Source organism: Mesobacillus campisalis, assembly GCF_000986785.1.
Taxonomy (GTDB): domain Bacteria; phylum Bacillota; class Bacilli; order Bacillales; family Cytobacillaceae; genus Mesobacillus_B; species Mesobacillus_B campisalis.
Genome location: NZ_LAYY01000012.1, coordinates 42,025 through 59,315 on the forward strand (window position 1 = coordinate 42,025; position 17,291 = coordinate 59,315).

A 17,291-nucleotide genomic window follows, 5' to 3' on the forward strand; every position below is an offset into this window, starting at 1 on the left:
AGTGTCTATAGGGGAGATTAACAAAAGAAGGGGTGTGGAGTCAAAGTTTATTTCGTTTCCATTTATGTAAAAAAAAGAACGGAGCTGCTCTCTTTATGGACAGCACCGTCCTTTTGATTAGGACCCCATAACCTGTCCCCCGTTAACATGGAGTGTTTGTCCTGTCACAAATCGGGAATCATCGGAAGCCAGATAGACAAAGGTAGGCGCCATTTCGAATGGCTGGCCCTGGCGCTGCATAGGATTTCCTGGGAGCGGGACCTGATCTGCCGAAAAACTCGATGGGATAAGCGGCGTCCAGAACTTTCCGGGAGCAACGGCATTGACGCGTATCCCTTTATCCACCAGGCTCCTTGCCAGGGCCCGGGTAAAGCCGACATTGGCCGCCTTGGTAGCTGTGTAGTCAATCAGCTGTTCATTGCCGTAAAAGGCGACCACAGAGGCTGTATTGATGATTGAACTGCCTGCCTTTAAGTATGGCAATGCGGCCCTTGTGGTGTAAAAATGGGAATAGATATTCACTTTGAACGTATCATCAAACTGTTCATCGGTAATATCCAGCAAGCTTAGCTGCTGGAATTGGATGCCAACATGGTTGCATAAAACATTCAGCTTGCCGAAGGCCTTGATACTTTCTTCGACAATCAAGCTGCACTGGTGCTTATCCCGCAAGTCACCGGGAAGCAGCAGACAGCGCTGCCCCAGCTCTTCAATCCTCGTTTTCGTCCGGTTGGCGTCTTCATGTTCATCCAGATAGGAAATCGCGACATCTGCTCCCTCTTTTGCGAAAGCAATCGCTGCTGCTGCTCCAATGCCGCTGTCCCCTCCCGTAATCAGAGCGACCTTTCCTTTAAGCTTGCCGCTGCCCTGATATTGCGGATTTTCAACAATGGGCCTTGGCTCCATCAGCCTTTCAATACCCGGTTGGCGGTACTGGCGCTGTTCCGGGACAGTCAGCGGTATTTCTTCGTATTGCGTAATCTTTCCATAATGGGGATACAGCGGATAGTCTTCCCCGTTCGGCTTTTTTGATTGTGGCGTCTGATTTTCTGCCATGGGTATCCTCCTGAAAAAAGACTTCCGGATACATTATGATAGGCTCCAATTTCTCGTGCCTGGCCCCGGGTTCTTAGCAGAAGAAGACTATGCAAGTTCCTTTCATGCTGTTTGTGCATACCCTGATGGAAAAAGAGGTTAAGGAGGAAATATGAATGCACGACCAGAACAATTCCGGAGCAGAATTATTACTGCTGCCGCAAACTGACGAGAAAGAGCTGGTGCTCTATAATGACAATCCTTATAGCTATGAAATGTCGAAAATCGGTCCAAGGCCGCCCTATTATGCCCATCCGCGGTACGAGAAGGAATATCCGGTGATTTAATAAAAAGTGGAAGCTGCCAGATTGTTCACAATATGGACACCGTTTTATTGATAAATTTAAATAATTGATGCAATAATCGAAAAAATGAAGCAAAAAACCAAATGTTTGATGCAAAAAACTAAATAATTGATGCAATAACTCCAATTGACCTTGCTGCCCTCCCAAAAATTGCCGCAACTACCCTCCTATTTGCAGAAATCAACCTGGAAATTAAAAAAACTTCCCCAAACCAAGCAAAAAACCTGCCGCGTTTCGGCAGGTTCTTGTTTTTAAACCATCACTTTGCAAATATCGTTGGTGAATTCAACAGGATCCTGGATTGGCAGGCCTTCAATAAGCAATGCCTGGTTGTATAGCAGATTGGTATAAAGAGAGAGTTTGTCCTTATCCTTTTCATGTGCGCTCTTCAGCGATTGGAACACTTCGTGATTTACGTTGATTTCAAGAACTTTCTCCGCCTTGATGTTCTGGTTGTCCGGCATGGATTGAAGGATCTTTTCCATTTCGATGGTAATCTCACCGTCTGATGACAGGCAGACTGGATGAGACTTAAGACGTTTCGACGCCCGTACATCTTTCACCTTGCCTTCCAGCAATTCTTTCATCGCAACAAATAGTTCCTTATTTTCATCCTGTTCGCTGTTATCGGAAGTTTCCTCCTCTGGATCAAGTCCAAGGTCGCCGCTCGAAACGGACTTGAATTCCTTTTCTTTGTAGGTCATCAGCATGCGGATGGCGAATTCATCGATTTCATCGGTGAAATAAAGAAGTTCGTATCCCTTTTCGGTTACCAGTTCAGCCTGCGGCAGCTTATCAATTCGTTCAACGGATTCCCCGGATGCATAATAAATGTATTTTTGATCTTCCGGCATTCTTGAAACATATTCATCAAGTGTGACCAGTTTCTTTTCCTTGGAAGAGTAGAACAGGAGCAAATCCTGCAGTGTGTCTTTGTTGGCGCCGAAATCGCTGTATACGCCATATTTCAGCTGTCGGCCGAATGCCTCAAAGAATTTCTCATACTTATCGCGCTCATTCTTAAGCAGGCTTTGCAGCTCGCTTTTGATTTTCTTGGTGATGTTCTTGGCAATCAGCTTCAGCTGGCGGTCGTGCTGCAGCATCTCCCGCGAAATATTGAGTGACAGGTCTTCGGAGTCGACCAGTCCCTTGACGAAACTGAAATAATCCGGAAGCAGGTCGGCGCATTTGTTCATAATCAGCACGCCGTTTGAATAAAGCTCAAGCCCTTTTTCATATTCCTTCGAGTAAAAATCAAAGGGGGTTTTTTCAGGTATGAACAAAATCGCATTATAGCGGATCGTGCCGTCAACAGAAATGTGGATGTGCTTTAAAGGCTTGTCGAACCCATAATGCTTTTCACTGTAAAAGGAGCTATAGTCCTCGTCGGTCAGCTCATTCTTGTTTTTACGCCAAATCGGCACCATGCTATTTATTGTTTCTTCCTCGGTGTATTGCTCGTAATCTCCCTCGGTGCCTTCCTTCGGACGTGAGGAAGTGACATCCATTTTGATTGGGTAGCGAATGAAGTCGGAGTATTTTTTGATAATCTGCTTGAGGCGGTATTCCTCCAGATATTCATCATAAGACTCGTCTTCGGTGTTTTCCTTCAGCTTAAGGGTGATTTCTGTTCCGACACTTTCTTTGTCAGCAGGAACAATGATATAGCCGTCTGCTCCTTCGCTTTCCCATTTGTAAGCCTGCTCGCTGTTCAATGCTTTGCTGACAACCGTAACGACATCGGCAACCATGAACGCGGCATAGAAACCCACGCCAAACTGGCCGATGATGTCATGCCCGTCCCTAAGCTCATTTTCCTTTTTGAACGCAAGGGAACCACTTTTGGCGATGATGCCAAGATTGTTTTCGAGTTCTTCTTTGGTCATTCCGATTCCTGTATCGATGATTTTCAGGGTTCTGCTTTCTTTGTCAGGCACCACTTTTATGTAATAGTCTTCTTGATTAAAGGTCAGCGAGTCATCTGTCAGCGCTTTGTAGTAGATTTTATCAATGGCATCGCTGGAATTGGAAATTAGTTCACGCAAAAACACTTCGCGCTGTGAATAGATCGAGTTGATCATCATCTCCAATAGCCGTTTGGATTCGGCCTGAAACTGGACTTTTTCCATGAGGGATTTCTCCTTTCACTTACTATATTGGTCTAGTTTTTTACAATTAGCACTCATTAGGCAAGAGTGCTAATTGTATTTTAAATATCATAAAATCCTGCCTCTTGTCAATATGGGTGGACATGTGCACACGTCCAAATTCTTTTATTCTTTATTTAATCGAACCCAGGCACTGGTTAGGACCATTGCGACAATGGCCGGCACGAGCCAGCCCAGCCCTTCTTCGTAAAGCGGCAAATACTCCTTATAAAACGACAGAATGCTGGAAAGCCAGCTGAAATAAGGGATTTCCAGCAAGTCGCAAAGTGTCTTGAATCCATCAATCACACTGACAATCAAGGTGGCAGCGGTCGTGGCTGCATAGACCAGCCGGGCATTCCTGAAGAGCCCCGACAATAGCGCCAGGAAAATAAGGGCAATGGCCGGCGGATACAAGAACATGAGTACGGGGATGGAAATAGTAATGATCTTCGCTAATCCGAAATTGGCGATCACAAAGGAAATCAAGGCAAACAGATAGACAAATACCGAATAACTCCATTTAGGGAATATAGAGTGAAAATATTTGCCGCAGGCGGTTGCCAGCCCAATTGCTGTTGTCAGGCAGGCCAAAATGATCAGGATGGACAGCATCAGGATTCCAAACGGTCCAAAGTAAAAGGATGCTGCTTCGCTAAGTACAGGACCTCCAGTTTCGTGCAATCCAAATCTTTCGGTGCTTGTCGCGCCGAGATAGGCAATGCCAACATAGATGATTCCCAAAAATAAGATGGCGATCATGCCGGACTTCACCGTAGAGGTGACAATTCCCTGCCTTGTCTTCACACCCATTGAAGCAATTGTCTGGATGACGAGGATGCCAAACACGAGCGAAGCCAAAGCGTCCATGGTATTATATCCCTCAAGAAACCCTGTCAAAAAAGGTTTTGCTGCATAGGCGCCCTGGGGGTCCCCGATGCTTCCAAGCGGCTGGATGACGGCGAAGCTCAATAATACAATCAATAATAGCAAAATAGCAGGAGCGAGAATCTTTCCGACATGGTCGACAATGCTTGCAGGATGAAGCGAAAGCCAAAGCACTGTACCAAAAAACAGGAGGGTGAACAAAAATAAAGAGCTTCCGCCTGCACTGTTTTGTGAAGAAAGTAATGGAATAATGCCTACTTCATAGGCAACTGCAGCGGTCCTGGGTGCCGCAAAAAGCGGCCCGATGGTCAAATAAAGCAAGGACGTAAAAATGAGTCCATAAACAGGATGCACTTTGCCGGCCAAATCCTGAAGACTTTTGCTGCCGGAAAACCCGATTGCAAGGATTCCCAACAGCGGCAGACCGATGCCGGTTACCAAAAATCCGCCTATTGCGAACCATACATTGTCGCCGGAATACTGGCCAAGCGCAGCAGGAAAAATCAGGTTGCCGGCTCCAAAGAACAAAGCAAACAGCATCACCCCAATGACGATGTGCTGTGAAAATGATAAATGGTTTTTCATTTAGAAATCCTCCAGGAATACAATGGAAATTGCAAGAAAATTTAAACGAAGAAAAGCACAAAGTTTATCTTAACCCTAATAGACAACAAAAATCAACAGGCTGTTTGAATTGTTTAATAGTCTGAATGTTTTAATAACACTTCAAATTTCTTTTGAAATTACTTATGATACAATTAATACTTTTACATGAGAAAGGATGATAAGGATATTGAACCTATCCGACTCCATACACGTAATCCGCGTAGCCATTCCGACCCCAACACTATGGCCGCATACTTCAACAAACTGCTATTTAATCGGGAATAGGCATGAGAGCATCCTGGTTGATGCCGGTTATGACCAGGATGAAACAAAGAACGAACTGGAAAAAGCCATTAAAAACCATTCCCTTGCAAGACCAAAAGCGATTATCCTTACTCATTACCATCGCGACCATGCTCCCGGAGTCCGCCAGTTAACGGAATGGTCCGCCCATGTCTATTGTCATACGATGGAAGAAGAGAAAATAAGGGAAGCCATTGGACCAAAAATGGAACTTTCCTTCCTGAAGGATGGGGATTTGCTCAATGTGGCTGGACTTAATGTGGAAATTCTTCATGCCCCTGGCCATACAAAGGGGCATTTGAACCTGTATCTTCCCGAATTGGAACTGCTGCTTGCCGGGGACAATCTTGTTGGTGAAGGGACTACGTGGATTGGCCGGCCGGATGGAGATATGGCAGCCTATATGGACAGCCTTAGAAAAGCAAAACAGCTTAAGCTCTCCAAAGTCGGACCTGGACACGGCGAGTGGATCATGCAGCCTTATAAACACATTGACTTCGTGCTCGACAGGCGTACATCTCGGGAAAAGCAAATCATGGAGCTGCTGAAAGTGCATCTTCAACTTGATGCGGACACACTTACGAAACTGATTTATGACGGGAAGATCCATGAAAGCATTTTTGAAGTGGCCAAAAGAACGACGGAAGCACATCTTGAGAAATTGCTGATCGAAGGGAAAGTGTCATTTAAGGAACCCGTCTATCTTCTCAGGTAACATGCAAAATGAATTGACAGGTATGGTACGATAAAGACAAGTAAGTATCAGCATAGGAGTGGGAATATGAGCGTACATAAAGAGCTGGCTCAGCATGCCGAAAAGATGAATGGAATTTATAAAACCTATCTGCAGTTTGACCAGCAGCGGGAAGTGTATATCGAAGAAGCAGTCCAGCTTTGTAAACAGGGGCTCCCTTTTACAACCAGGAAAATTAATGAAGTGACGAATCAAATCAACCGGCTGAATTTGCGGTTTGTTCCGTTTAAAAAGAATGTTACACCAGAAATGGTACAGGAGTATGTGGAGAAAATAAAAAATAAAGACGCCTGAATAACGGCGCCATAAGAGACATTCCGATGTGCTTGCAGGCATGGCGAATGTCTCTTCTTATGTTTGTAGCATCGGTTTGCCAGTCTGGTCATTCAGCAAGCTTTTTAATGACATCAGTGTCGGCCTGACCATAGGCATCCTGCCGGACCGAAAAGCAGACAGCGCCCGATCGGGAGTTATCCAAAATGCATCAGCAATTTCCCTTCTGTCTGGCTTTGGTTTCTGGCCGGCAGGCAGCCTGGCGAGAAAAAATCGGGTATCGAACCGGATTGGGCTGATTTCCGGTGTAATAAAATGGCCAAAATAATGCAGGCTATCCAGATTCAGCTTGAGCCTTTCCTTCTTAAGCAGCTCCATAAAAGAGAGTCTCCCGGCGACAAGCTCTTTTCTGTAAAAGGATACTGCATCTTCACCCATCCTGGCTTCAGAACCATCCTGTTTGTTTACGAGCAAGATCCCCACTTCCTCGAACAGCTCCCTGGCAGCAGCCACATAATGGCCGATTCCACATGGCGCTGCATCATGAAAACGCAATAGGTGATCGCTGGTTACAATATAATCATCCGCTTCGACTGCTCCTCCTGGGAATACATAATATCCCGCAAGAAATTTCATCGTCTGCGGCCTCTTTGTCAAGTACACCCTGGAAGTTTCGTCCAGTAAAATTACGGTAGAAGCCGGTCTTGGAATAGCTATCACTACAACGCCACCTTTTTCAATTTTATTATGAGAAAAGAAATCCACCTGTTCTTTTGGTTAAACGGTGGATTAGTATGAACATATTGGATTGTGCAAATATTTATTCGGGCTAGGAAAAATTGTCTTTCAATGCTTTTCGCAGCAGCTGTTCGCACCTGTCGAGATCAGCTTTTACCAGCTTTTTATAGGCCTTTGCCTCTTCCTTGTCCGCAATGCTGTAAACAGCGACTTCCTTGTATTTCGATCCGTTTTCCTTGACCTTTTTCCTGCTCAGAATTCCGTCTTCCGTTAAATCATGCAAGGCTCTGTACACTTCCGAATGCTGAGGTACGAAACCATATGGTTTAAAGGAGGCTTTTAGTTCATCCAGAAGCTGCAAGCCGTACCATGGTTCTTTTTCGATGCTTGTAAGCAAATACAGCTTTAAAAAGGCACGCTGTTTGATTAAAAACCCAGTGCTATCTCGTTTTCCTTTCATGACGGCCACCTCCACATGAAGTTTGCTATTGAGTTGGGATTATTTCTGCGTAAAAGAAAGAATATTCAATCTTATTATAACACATTGTGCTAAAAACAAAAACTTCCAAATCCATTTTCTGCTTATGTTGCAGACTATCGTGTGCATTTTTATGTGATTTTGCAGTATTTTGTGCGAGTTAACAAGATTTTTTGATTTTGAATTTAGTACAATGTGGTAATTACACAGTAGTAATAATCTTTTCCCTACTCTTTGACAGAGAAACTTCCATATCCTATATCCTACCCAGCCATTAAATGGACTGCTTTTAACCGCAAAAAAAAAGACGGGTTCCAACTTCCCGCCTTTCCTGCGTTATGACTTTAAAGCTTCAGCAAGCAATTTATAAGATTTAATTTTATCAGCCAGCGAATACGTTATCGTAACAATCATCATTTCATCGGCCTGGTAGGCTCGCTTAAGTCCCAGAAGATTTTCTTTTACCTGCTCGGGATTACCGATAATCAATTTTTCCTTCAACCTGGCTAGTTCCTGTTTATCCTCTGCTGACAATGTGTAATTCTTGGCCTCTTCGATGGATGGTAGCCCTTTTATTCCGCTCCCCTTCCCTCTTGACAAAGACCAGATCATAGAGCTTAACGCTATCTCTTCTGCTTTCTCGGAAGTTTCGGCACAAAAAACGGAAACCGTCAAAATCACTTCTGGTGAGTCTCCTTTTTTTCGCGGCTTAAAACTGTCCCGATATTGCTTAGTGATTTCATGTCCATCTTTCTCGCTCATAAACTGGCCAAATGCATAAGAGAGTCCATTTTCCGCCGCAAGAATGGCACTCTTGCTGCCTGTGCCAAGGAGCCAGGGTACAGGCTGAACTTCTGGCAAAGGAGAGGCCGACAGCTTTGCATGGTCGTTTCCAGATTTATAGTCATTTTCGAGAAAAAGCAGCAAATCCCTGATAAGTTCGGGCATTTTCCAAACCTGCTGCAGAAAATTTTCCGATAGTGCATTGGCTGCTTCGGCCGATCCCCCTGGTGCCCGGCCGATTCCGATATCAACCCTGGATGGGAAAAGCGTTGCGAGCGTGTTATAGACTTCCGCCACCTTATATGGCTTGTAATGAGGCAGCAAGACAGCCCCTGGACCGATACGGATTGTATTTGTTTTCGCTCCAATGTATCCCAGGACCACTTCGGGTGCCGAACAGGCCAGTCCGGGCAGATCATGATGCTCCGCAATCCAGTAACGGGTGTAACCCAAATCTTCCCCTGCCTGAGCCAGTTTAACACAATTCATCAAAGCTTCCCTGGCCGTTTCATTTCCGGCAATCGGCGCCTGGTCCAAAATGCTGAGCCTCATTTCTGGCTGCCCTCACCTGCGATTTCAAGCAATGTCAAGTAATAGTCCCCGGTTTGGCCTTCCTGATAAAGGTTCGTGAGTGAAGTGAAGTATTGGACAATTTTCCCTTCAAAAAGAAGATTTCTTTCTGGCACGCTTACTTGAAAGGTTTCTTTATAAAGCAAGACCGCAATATCGTGATATTCTTCGCTTGTCACTTGGAAGCGAACCGACAATTTCCGCAAGCCATCCATCAGACTTTCTTCATAATCGTCCAATTTAATGGTATGTCCGTCTAATATAAGTTCCTCTGCCAAGATAACAACCCCTTTTTCATTCAGAATAATTTATGTTTACCCTTTTCCAATTTTGAATTTTAATACCTGATTTTCGTTAAAATTGGAATACGGTATTTTTTAAAAAGAAAATAAACAATGAAATAGATAATGATCGAAGAAATAAAGGCATTGATGAGTGCGCCTTCCAGGAATTGCACGCTTCCGGAATGCCAGCTGTCAACGGTATCGTTTACGGCTTCCAGGTACTCGACTTCTTGTATCCCCGTTACTTTGCTTGGCTTAGGGTGAAAAAGGCTGCCAACTTTATAGTTTAACAGAAAGAAAAATGGCCAAAGCGGAGCGCCGATAAATCCACCGATTACGGCCGCAATGAGATTGACTTTTGCGGCCTTGGCAATGCCGGCAGAAAGGACAGGACCAATCCCAAAGGTAGGAAACCAGTTTGGCACAAATCCCAATGCCATGCCCATTGCCACTTGATGCGGACTCGCCTTCAAACGGAACAGCCTGACAAGATAATACTTTGATCGACGTTTCCACTTCATATTATTCACCCAATACTGTTGATTTTGACCTTTATTCTACCAGAAAATAATCCAACCCTGGATATTTTATCAAAAAAAAACCGGCTATTTCCCTTGCAGGAAAGCCGGTTTTCTGGTCACATCATTAGTTGGCTTCCGCCGTGGAAACCTTTTGGATTTTAACAATCGCTGCCGCAATGACGGTGGCTAGCAAAGCTGGCAAGAGCCAGCCGAGTCCTTTGTCATAAAGAGGCAATGTTCTTTCAAAGAAAGAAATCACGGCTGTCATCCATGAGAAATATTCAATGCCAAGTGAGTCGCACAATGCTTTCAGGCCATCAAAAAGGGCGATGATGAAGGTTACTCCGATGGCTGCTATATAAACTGCCTGTTTGTGCTGGAACAATGGAGACACAAATGCCAAAAGCATCAGGACAATCGCCAGTGGATACAGGAACATCAGCACTGGAATGGAAAAAGAAATAATATTCGACAGTCCAAAGTTGGCAATGATAAAGGTAATACTTGTGAAAAATACAACCAGAGTTCTATAGCTGAATCTCGGCAGCAAGGTGTGGAAGTACTCTGCGCAAGAAATCGTCAGGCCGATCGCCGTTGTTAAACATGCCAGGAGGATCAGGACAGCAAGCAGGAGCGATCCTACGCTGCCAAAGTAATGAGAAACAGCCGAACTTAATACCGGCCCCCCATTTGAAGCAAGGCCTACCACTTCTACACTGGTGGCACCCAAATAAGCAATGCCTACATAGATCGCGCCAAGCAAACCGATCGCAACCAGCCCAGCTTTTGCCGTAGATTTCAAAATTCCATTTGTGGAGGTAACTCCCATGTTACGGATTGCCTTGATGACAATAATGCCAAATACAAGGGAAGCCAAAGCATCCATAGTGTTATAGCCTTCCAGGAATCCCTGGACAAACGCTCCATTCTGATAGGCTGCCTGAGGGGTTCCTGCCTCACCCATTGGATTTACCATAGCCGTAATCAACAGGATACCAAGCAGGACCACAAGTCCTGGTGCAAGGAATTTCCCAACCGTCTGTACAATTTTTGCAGGATAAAGCGAGAATAGCAGTGTTGCTGCGAAAAATAGGAAAGTAAACACAAGGAGCCCAATTTGCATGGCGCCCTCGCCTAGGAGTGGAGCAATTCCTACTTCAAATGCAACTGTGCCTGTCCTTGGAGCCGCAAAGAAAGGCCCGATGGTCAAGTAAAGCAACACCGTGAAAAAGATACCATAGGCCGGAGTGACCCTTCCTGCAAGCTGCTGCAGGTCGCGGCTTCCCGAGAAGCTCATCGCCATGATGCCTAACAGCGGCAGACCGACGCCGGTAATGAGAAACCCTGTAATGGCGGGCCAGAGATTTTCACCGGCATATTGGCCAAGCTGAGCTGGAAAAATAAGATTGCCTGCTCCAAAAAATAATGCGAATAGCATTACTCCTATAGCAGTATAGGATGAAATCGATAATTTTTCTTTCATTTGTCTGCACCTCGTACCTAATAACTTCCATTTTTTGTGTTTTGGAAATTATAAGAATATTTTTTTAATATGTAGGGATAATAATAATACTATTTTCCCAGAAGTGCAACACCATTCGACAAATTTCTTCAATTTTTTCATTTTTTTGTTCAGGAAGAGTTTATTCGGACTTTATTTTGGGTACAAAGATTTTTTCGTAAAGATAATCTCCGCTATCTGTCTCGTCTATTTTAATCACTGCCGCATTTTCTATCGGTTTGAAATTCAGCAGATCATCAACAGGCCAGTTAAGCAGGAAAGCCAAAAGCATATGCATGAAGGCGGCATGGCTTACGATGACTATATTTTCATACCGTTGCTGCCTCCGTACCCGCTCCACTACGGTGTTCATGAACATGGTAGCCCGCAAATATACATCCGCGAGACTTTCCCCGTTTGGATAACGGAAGTAAAATTGGCCAGCTGCCTTGAATTCTTTTTTTGCCTCTGGTGTGCGGTTGGCAAAGTCATAAAGATTCCCCAGCTCCCACTCCCTGATCAACGGATTTTGGTAAAAAGGAACTGTGGCAGGCAAATGCTTATGTATTGCGTTAGCTGTTTCCATTGTCCGTAAATACGGCGAACTGTACACAATGGTCTTTTCATCCAATATCCCTTTCATGAACTCCCCTGTTTCTTCCACCTGTTTTTGCCCAAGTACTGTCAGGCTGTGCTGTGAATCATGTGTATGTGCCATGACGCTTCTGTCAATATTATGCTGGGCTTCCCCGTGACGGATCACATAAATATTCAAGAACTGTTCCACCCCTTATCTTAACCAGTTAACTACAGAAAGACTCCCATATACTTTACCAAGTACCTTTACAAAGGTAAAGTGTAATGCTTAAATATTCAGAAATCATCGACCCTTTACATTTTTTGGGGGATTTAAAAAGGAACACCAGGGATTCTGGTGCTCCTCTTATGTTATTGCTGATAGTACCCAAAAATTGAATAAAAAAACTGGACGATGATACACGTCTACTCTTATGCTTCTTCAAATGTCTTGCAGGCTGTTTCATAGACATCTTCTGCTTCCCTGCCATGATGGCCAATAACGTAGATGGAATCGGCAACGCATTTATCGCCCTTTGCATAATATTTACAGTTTTGTACATTGCATAATACTTCAACTTTCACGTTATGCACCTCCAATAAATGTGTTTGTCCACCTTTACCCGTAATTTGATCGGAGTAATCCTCTCAAAACAAGGCCAGGATTTTTATTTCCAGTCGAAATTGGGGTATGGGAAGTAAAAAGCTGCCCATTAACGGGCAGCTTGGTGTTCGTCTTCAACCATGGGCTGGTAGTTATATTCCGTACGATCGACAGGCTCAAAGCCTGAAGGTGTGTAAAAGCGAAGCAGGTCGGCATGGACGACCTTATCGGAAAGGTCCAGCTTTTGCCTTGCATTCTCCCGGTAGGTGCGGGCTTCTTCAAGCATTTCTTCGTCTTCAATCAGTTCACCGGTGGCTGAATCATAGTATTTGCTTTCAGCCAGGGTGTACTTGGAACTCACGAAATCCCCATTCCGGAATGGAATGATATCATCATGATTGTCGGACAGCAGGTCCGTTCCGAAGTGGACATAATCCTTTGCATCGATTCCGAGAAGATGGAGCAGGGTCGGAAGCAGGTCGACCTGGCCGCCATATTCATGGTTCACACCACCTTCCATCCCTGGCACCCTGATCAGGAGCGGAGTGCGCTGCAATCCGGCGCTTTCAAACGGGGTCACTTCTTTGCCAAGCACTTGTTCCATGGCTTTGTTATGGTTTTTGGAAATCCCGTAATGGTCGCCGTACATGATGATCACCGTATTATCATAAAGGCCGGATTGTTTCAGGTAATCAAAAAATTGTTCCAGCGCTTCATCCGCATAGCGAGCAGTCTGAAAGTAGTTATCGACCGTCTTGTTTCCGGTTGTATGCGGCGCAATGGTTGCTTCCTCTTCCTTGATTGTAAATGGATAATGATGTGTTACCGTAATGAAGTTTGCATAAAAAGGCTGCGGCAGGGATTCAAGAAGAGGAATCGACTGCTCGAAAAATGGTTTGTCCATCAGCCCGTAATCAGCAAGATGTTCAGGGTCCATATCAAAGTAGCTGGAATCAAAGAAATTGTCGTATCCAAAAGATTTATAGATCTCATCCCGGTTCCAGAAGCTTCCGGCATTCCCGTGGAAAACCGCCGATGTATAGCCTCGCTGCCCAAGAATGGCGGGGGCGCTTTGATAGGTATTCAGGCCCTTCGTGATAAAAGCGGCACCCTGCGGCAAACCGTATAAAGAGTTCGCAACCATAAATTCAGCATCAGCTGTTTTTCCCTGTGCGGTCTGGTGGAAGAAATTATCAAAATACATCGTATTTTTTTCCCTGGTAAGCGAATTCAGGAAAGGTGTGACTTCTTCCCCATGGAGTTTGTAATCAATAAGGAAGGTTTGAATCGACTCCAAGTGGAGATACAGGACATTCATGCCTTTCCCCGCTCCAAAGTATTCCGGGTTAGGCTTTGCATAGTTTGAATTTGCAAAGTTGACGACTTCGGTAATATCGTCACTGTTTGCTAGCACTCTTTGTGCAGAAGCCTTTGTGCTTTGGACGGTATCATAGATGCCATAGTTATACATCCCTAAATATTTGACAATATAATTTCGGTCAAATCCCCTTGTCAAAAGCTGAGGCCGGTCCGATTCAGCAATTGCGAGATTAAGGGAAGAGATTCCCAGGGCAACCAGAATAAAGGCACCAGCTGTTCTTCTGGAAAACCCTCCAGGTTCCATCTTCACGTATCGAAAGAACAAGGCTGCTCCCATTATGAGGAAATCGGCGAAGAACAAAAGATCATAAGGCTTGATCAGCGTTGGGATACTGCTGCTGACATCGCCGAAATTTTGCGTCTGGAACAAGGTAGGCAATGTGATAAAGTCATTGAAAAAACGATAATACAAGGTGTTGGCATACAGAAAGACCGACATGATCAAGTATAGGGCCATAAGCCAATGATAGCGCCTTCTTCCTTTAAAAAAGAGCGAAAGGCCCAATATCAAGAGCGCTGGTCCAAGCGGATTGATGAACAGCAGCAAATGCTGCAGAACACCCTCAATTCCCAATTGGAACTGTGTAATCTGGACAATATAGGTTTTCATCCATAAAAAAAAGACAGCACACAAGAAAAAGACGAGAAAATTATGTATATGGCCATCATCTTTTTGGAAAAAATATTTCATTTTTCACCCTTCTTTCTATTTGTAACGGTGACATGGTTCGAGGAACTCCTCCACATAATAATACGAAATCCGGCGTTAAAAAGTTTCACATTCCTCCCAATGATGGATGAAAATAGAAATGCACCTTAAGCTTTGTGATGAACACCTGCGCATGCCCATATCGGGCCAGAAGCACTCCCCGTTAATATACCCCTGGTATCCATGTTGAAAACCAGTTCCAGGCTCAAGCCATTGATGCAAGTAAAGGCCTCCCGTGTTCATTTTTTCAAAGAAAATAGCCGGACGGGAAAAATTCCCCATCCGGCTTACTTTACTGTTATTTGCCTTCGACAACTTCTTTGAGAATTTCATAAGAACGCTTTTGCTTTTCAGGGTCAAAAATATAGCTTACGGCCATAAGTTCGTCGACACGATAATGTTCCTGGAAAGCAGTCAGCTGCTCGCGCACAGAAGCCTTGCTGCCCATCAGTGTAACGCTGGACATGCTTTCTGCCATTTCCTTCTCCATTGGATTCCAGATGCCTTCCATGGTGTCAACCGGCGGCATCAAAGGATTCTGCGAGCCGCGGACCACATTCAGGAAGAATTGTTTCATTGAAGTGGAAAGGTGTTCCGCCTCTTCATCGCTCTCTGCGGCAATGACATTCAGGCAAACCATCATGTATGGCTTGTCCAGATACTGTGAAGGCTGGAACCTTCTGCGGTAAATCGAGATAGCTTCTTCCATATACCTCGGCGCGAAGTGGGAAGCGAACACATAAGGAAGACCCATACTTGCCGCCAAATAAGCAGAATCCGTGGAGGAACCAAGAATATAGACGGGAACATTGGTTCCAACACCAGGGTAGGCTTTCACATAATTCTGCTTCTCTTCCGGCCCAAAATAGGTGAGCAAAGCTTCAACATCTTCCGGAAAGGTGTAAACTGAATCGTTTTGTGACCGCCTTAAGGCGCTTGCCGTCATCATGTCGGTTCCCGGTGCCCGGCCCAGGCCGAGATCAAGACGGCCTGGATACATCGTGGCCATGGTCCCAAATTGTTCAGCGACTACCAAAGGAGAGTGGTTTGGGAGCATGATTCCGCCGGAACCGACCCGTATGGTGCTGGTATGCTCAAGTGTATGGTTGATTAGGATGGATGTGGCAGAACTGACCAGTGTCGGCGAGTTATGATGTTCCGCGATCCAATAGCGCTTGTACCCCATTTCTTCCGTTGCCTGTGCCAGCTCAACCATCGCATGGATTGCGTCCTTAGAACTTTGGCCTTGCCGGATGGGTGCCAGGTTTAAAACCGAGACGGGGATATTTATATTTGCCATATACATTGGTCCTTTCATTAAGAAGATTCATTCCTATAGTAACAAGTAGTTTTTCCTGAAACAAACTTATCTGCTCACTGTCGCCCGCTCTATTTTCGAAAAGGGTAAAATCCCTTTTTAGCTTTTCGTTGCACTTTTCCCTATTTCAGATATACTAATTTTATTTGGTATGTTGTTTGTCTATATCTTCTATCCTTTAAAACTGTAAAGCAATGATTTTCAATATGGGCTATATGGAATTTATGATAGAATCGACATAACAGGAAATTTCAAGGGGGAATCCTATTGTACTGCCATCAATGCGGGGAAAGCATCTCGGAAAATTCCCGGTTTTGTTCCCAGTGCGGGGCCAAAGTTGATGCCCAAGACCACAACGGATCACAGCGTCAATTTAGGTCGGAAGAAGCGCATTCACAACACTGGCGGAGGGGAATTCGAAGGTTTTTGCCTGCCCTTATACCAGCGTTCAGCCTGGTTATCGTTGGGGGCGGACTTGCCTACACCTATTTTCACGAACATGGCATCAATGAAGAAGTCATGTCACTTAAAGTCAAAGCGGAAGAAACAGCTCTGGATGGCGACTATAAAAATGCCCAGGAAATGCTGCTTCAAGCCAAATCGAAACGGCCCGGCTATACGGTCCTTGAGCAAAACCTGGATGGCGTCAGCCAGGCAATCCAATATGAAGAAACACTTGCTGCCGTAAGTGAACTGATTAAAAAAACAGAATTCGAAGAGGCCTTAAAAGAGATTGCGAGTTTAAAAGAAAAATTGAAAGCCAATCAAAGCCCTCTCTTCCACCCGCTGCAGGAAGAGATCAAACAAAAAGAGACAACCATCAAAATCGGCATGGTCAAACAGCAGCTGAATGATTTGACCACGGTCGACCAGCTGGCCGGGAAGCTTTCAATCCTGTCCTCTTTTCCCGAGAAAGAAGCCAGTGCCATCAAGACCGAAATTTTAAATAAAATCGTCAGCATCTCGGTGAAGGAAGCAGAAGAAGAATTGGTGAACAAGCAGTTTTCCGCTGCCTCTTCCACGCTCGACAAAGGGCTACAATATGCGGTCAACGATGATAAATTGCTGGCTTTGAAAGAACGTGTCCGGCAGGAAAAAGAGGCATTTGAAAAAGCCGAGCAGCAAAGGCTGGAACAAGCGATGGAAGCTGCCGCGCAGGAAGACCTGAACAACCGGACCGCAGCCGTCGATGTCAAGGAATTTACTGCTGAAGTGGATGAATATGGCGACTTGTATTTCAGGGGTTCGATTGAGAACATTGCAACCGCCTCGATCAGCTCGATTACCATCCACTACCGGATCTCCGACGAAGGCGGCAAGACGATCGATGAAGGATCGACTTCCGTGTACCCTTATGAATTGCAGCCTGGGGAAACGGGTACGTTTGAAGACGTTTATTACGGAGTCCATCAGGATGTAATCGTCGATATTGACAATATAACCTGGTATCTTAATTAA

General features: G+C 44.9%; 17 protein-coding genes. 4 read left to right on the forward strand and 13 right to left on the reverse strand.

Annotation, left to right across the window (positions count from 1 at the left end; genetic code table 11):
• Positions 1-117: 117 nt before the first annotated feature.
• Positions 118-1,056 (reverse strand): SDR family oxidoreductase, encoded by a 939-nt coding sequence (locus tag WQ57_RS12350; RefSeq protein WP_046524082.1) that lies wholly within the window; start codon positions 1,054-1,056, stop codon positions 118-120.
• 155 nt (positions 1,057-1,211) lie between these two features.
• Here WQ57_RS12350 and WQ57_RS27010 point away from each other — a divergent pair, with 155 nt between their 5' ends.
• On the forward strand, positions 1,212-1,382 hold the full coding sequence (locus WQ57_RS27010) for a hypothetical protein (protein WP_173427551.1): 171 nt from the start codon (positions 1,212-1,214) through the stop codon (positions 1,380-1,382).
• 269 nt (positions 1,383-1,651) lie between these two features.
• Here the strand turns inward: WQ57_RS27010 and htpG are convergent, their stop codons facing one another.
• Both htpG and brnQ (WQ57_RS12360) read right to left on the reverse strand, forming a co-directional pair.
• Positions 1,652-3,529 (reverse strand): molecular chaperone HtpG, encoded by a 1,878-nt coding sequence (gene htpG / locus WQ57_RS12355; protein ID WP_046524083.1) that lies wholly within the window; start codon positions 3,527-3,529, stop codon positions 1,652-1,654.
• Positions 3,530-3,673: 144 nt separating this feature from the next.
• A complete protein-coding gene (gene brnQ, locus WQ57_RS12360; RefSeq protein ID WP_046524084.1) occupies positions 3,674-5,020 on the reverse strand; it encodes a branched-chain amino acid transport system II carrier protein in 1,347 nt (448 codons plus the stop codon).
• Between the two features lie 208 nt (positions 5,021-5,228).
• On the opposite strand from brnQ (WQ57_RS12360), the gene WQ57_RS12365 reads away from it, so the two are divergent.
• Complete coding sequence (locus WQ57_RS12365; protein ID WP_046524085.1) at positions 5,229-6,059, forward strand: MBL fold metallo-hydrolase; 831 nt, start codon at positions 5,229-5,231, stop codon at positions 6,057-6,059.
• A gap of 66 nt (positions 6,060-6,125) precedes the next feature.
• Entirely contained in the window at positions 6,126-6,392 is a 267-nt protein-coding gene (locus tag WQ57_RS12370; RefSeq protein ID WP_046524086.1) for a DUF2533 family protein, read from the forward strand.
• Positions 6,393-6,449: 57 nt separating this feature from the next.
• On the opposite strand, the gene WQ57_RS12375 is transcribed toward WQ57_RS12370, so the two are convergent.
• The 10 genes from WQ57_RS12375 to WQ57_RS12415 form a co-directional block, all read right to left on the reverse strand.
• Positions 6,450-7,091, reverse strand: a complete 642-nt coding sequence (locus tag WQ57_RS12375; protein ID WP_162200609.1) for an NUDIX hydrolase — start codon at positions 7,089-7,091, stop codon at positions 6,450-6,452.
• Positions 7,092-7,200: 109 nt separating this feature from the next.
• On the reverse strand, positions 7,201-7,569 hold the full coding sequence (locus tag WQ57_RS12380) for a replication termination protein (RefSeq protein ID WP_046524087.1): 369 nt from the start codon (positions 7,567-7,569) through the stop codon (positions 7,201-7,203).
• Positions 7,570-7,923: 354 nt separating this feature from the next.
• Positions 7,924-8,922 (reverse strand): LLM class flavin-dependent oxidoreductase, encoded by a 999-nt coding sequence (locus tag WQ57_RS12385; RefSeq protein WP_046524088.1) that lies wholly within the window; start codon positions 8,920-8,922, stop codon positions 7,924-7,926.
• Complete coding sequence (locus WQ57_RS12390; protein ID WP_046524089.1) at positions 8,919-9,218, reverse strand: DUF3219 family protein; 300 nt, start codon at positions 9,216-9,218, stop codon at positions 8,919-8,921. Before WQ57_RS12390 ends, WQ57_RS12385 begins: the two co-directional genes overlap by 4 nt.
• A gap of 59 nt (positions 9,219-9,277) precedes the next feature.
• Positions 9,278-9,745, reverse strand: coding sequence for a DUF2062 domain-containing protein (locus WQ57_RS12395; protein ID WP_046524090.1), 468 nt, complete (start codon positions 9,743-9,745; stop codon positions 9,278-9,280).
• Between the two features lie 124 nt (positions 9,746-9,869).
• Positions 9,870-11,228 (reverse strand): branched-chain amino acid transport system II carrier protein, encoded by a 1,359-nt coding sequence (gene brnQ / locus WQ57_RS12400; RefSeq protein WP_046524091.1) that lies wholly within the window; start codon positions 11,226-11,228, stop codon positions 9,870-9,872.
• Positions 11,229-11,388: 160 nt separating this feature from the next.
• The gene (locus WQ57_RS12405) at positions 11,389-12,021 is read right to left on the reverse strand and encodes a histidine phosphatase family protein (RefSeq protein ID WP_046524092.1); all 633 of its coding nucleotides are present in this window, start codon (positions 12,019-12,021) and stop codon (positions 11,389-11,391) included.
• Between the two features lie 233 nt (positions 12,022-12,254).
• Positions 12,255-12,407 (reverse strand): DUF1540 domain-containing protein, encoded by a 153-nt coding sequence (locus tag WQ57_RS25895; protein WP_064537361.1) that lies wholly within the window; start codon positions 12,405-12,407, stop codon positions 12,255-12,257.
• A 128-nt stretch (positions 12,408-12,535) separates the two neighbouring features.
• The gene (gene ltaS / locus WQ57_RS12410; protein WP_046524093.1) at positions 12,536-14,497 is read right to left on the reverse strand and encodes a lipoteichoic acid synthase; all 1,962 of its coding nucleotides are present in this window, start codon (positions 14,495-14,497) and stop codon (positions 12,536-12,538) included.
• A gap of 316 nt (positions 14,498-14,813) precedes the next feature.
• The gene (locus WQ57_RS12415; protein WP_046524108.1) at positions 14,814-15,815 is read right to left on the reverse strand and encodes an LLM class flavin-dependent oxidoreductase; all 1,002 of its coding nucleotides are present in this window, start codon (positions 15,813-15,815) and stop codon (positions 14,814-14,816) included.
• 285 nt (positions 15,816-16,100) lie between these two features.
• Between WQ57_RS12415 and WQ57_RS12420 the strand changes: the two genes are divergently transcribed.
• Positions 16,101-17,291, forward strand: a complete 1,191-nt coding sequence (locus WQ57_RS12420) for a zinc-ribbon domain-containing protein (RefSeq protein WP_046524094.1) — start codon at positions 16,101-16,103, stop codon at positions 17,289-17,291.

Bases quoted from the DNA above. Each gene is read 5' to 3' on its own strand.
- WQ57_RS27010 (WP_173427551.1), top strand. From the start codon at position 1,212: ATGCACGACCAGAACAATTCCGGAGCAGAATTATTACTGCTGCCGCAA.
- htpG (WP_046524083.1), bottom strand. From the start codon at position 3,529: ATGGAAAAAGTCCAGTTTCAGGCCGAATCCAAACGGCTATTGGAGATG.
- WQ57_RS12385 (WP_046524088.1), bottom strand. From the start codon at position 8,922: ATGAGGCTCAGCATTTTGGACCAGGCGCCGATTGCCGGAAATGAAACG.
- brnQ (WP_046524084.1), bottom strand. From the start codon at position 5,020: ATGAAAAACCATTTATCATTTTCACAGCACATCGTCATTGGGGTGATG.
- WQ57_RS12395 (WP_046524090.1), bottom strand. From the start codon at position 9,745: ATGAAGTGGAAACGTCGATCAAAGTATTATCTTGTCAGGCTGTTCCGT.
- ltaS (WP_046524093.1), bottom strand. From the start codon at position 14,497: ATGAAATATTTTTTCCAAAAAGATGATGGCCATATACATAATTTTCTC.
- WQ57_RS12350 (WP_046524082.1), bottom strand. From the start codon at position 1,056: ATGGCAGAAAATCAGACGCCACAATCAAAAAAGCCGAACGGGGAAGAC.
- WQ57_RS12370 (WP_046524086.1), top strand. From the start codon at position 6,126: ATGAGCGTACATAAAGAGCTGGCTCAGCATGCCGAAAAGATGAATGGA.
- WQ57_RS12415 (WP_046524108.1), bottom strand. From the start codon at position 15,815: ATGGCAAATATAAATATCCCCGTCTCGGTTTTAAACCTGGCACCCATC.
- brnQ (WP_046524091.1), bottom strand. From the start codon at position 11,228: ATGAAAGAAAAATTATCGATTTCATCCTATACTGCTATAGGAGTAATG.
- WQ57_RS12380 (WP_046524087.1), bottom strand. From the start codon at position 7,569: ATGAAAGGAAAACGAGATAGCACTGGGTTTTTAATCAAACAGCGTGCC.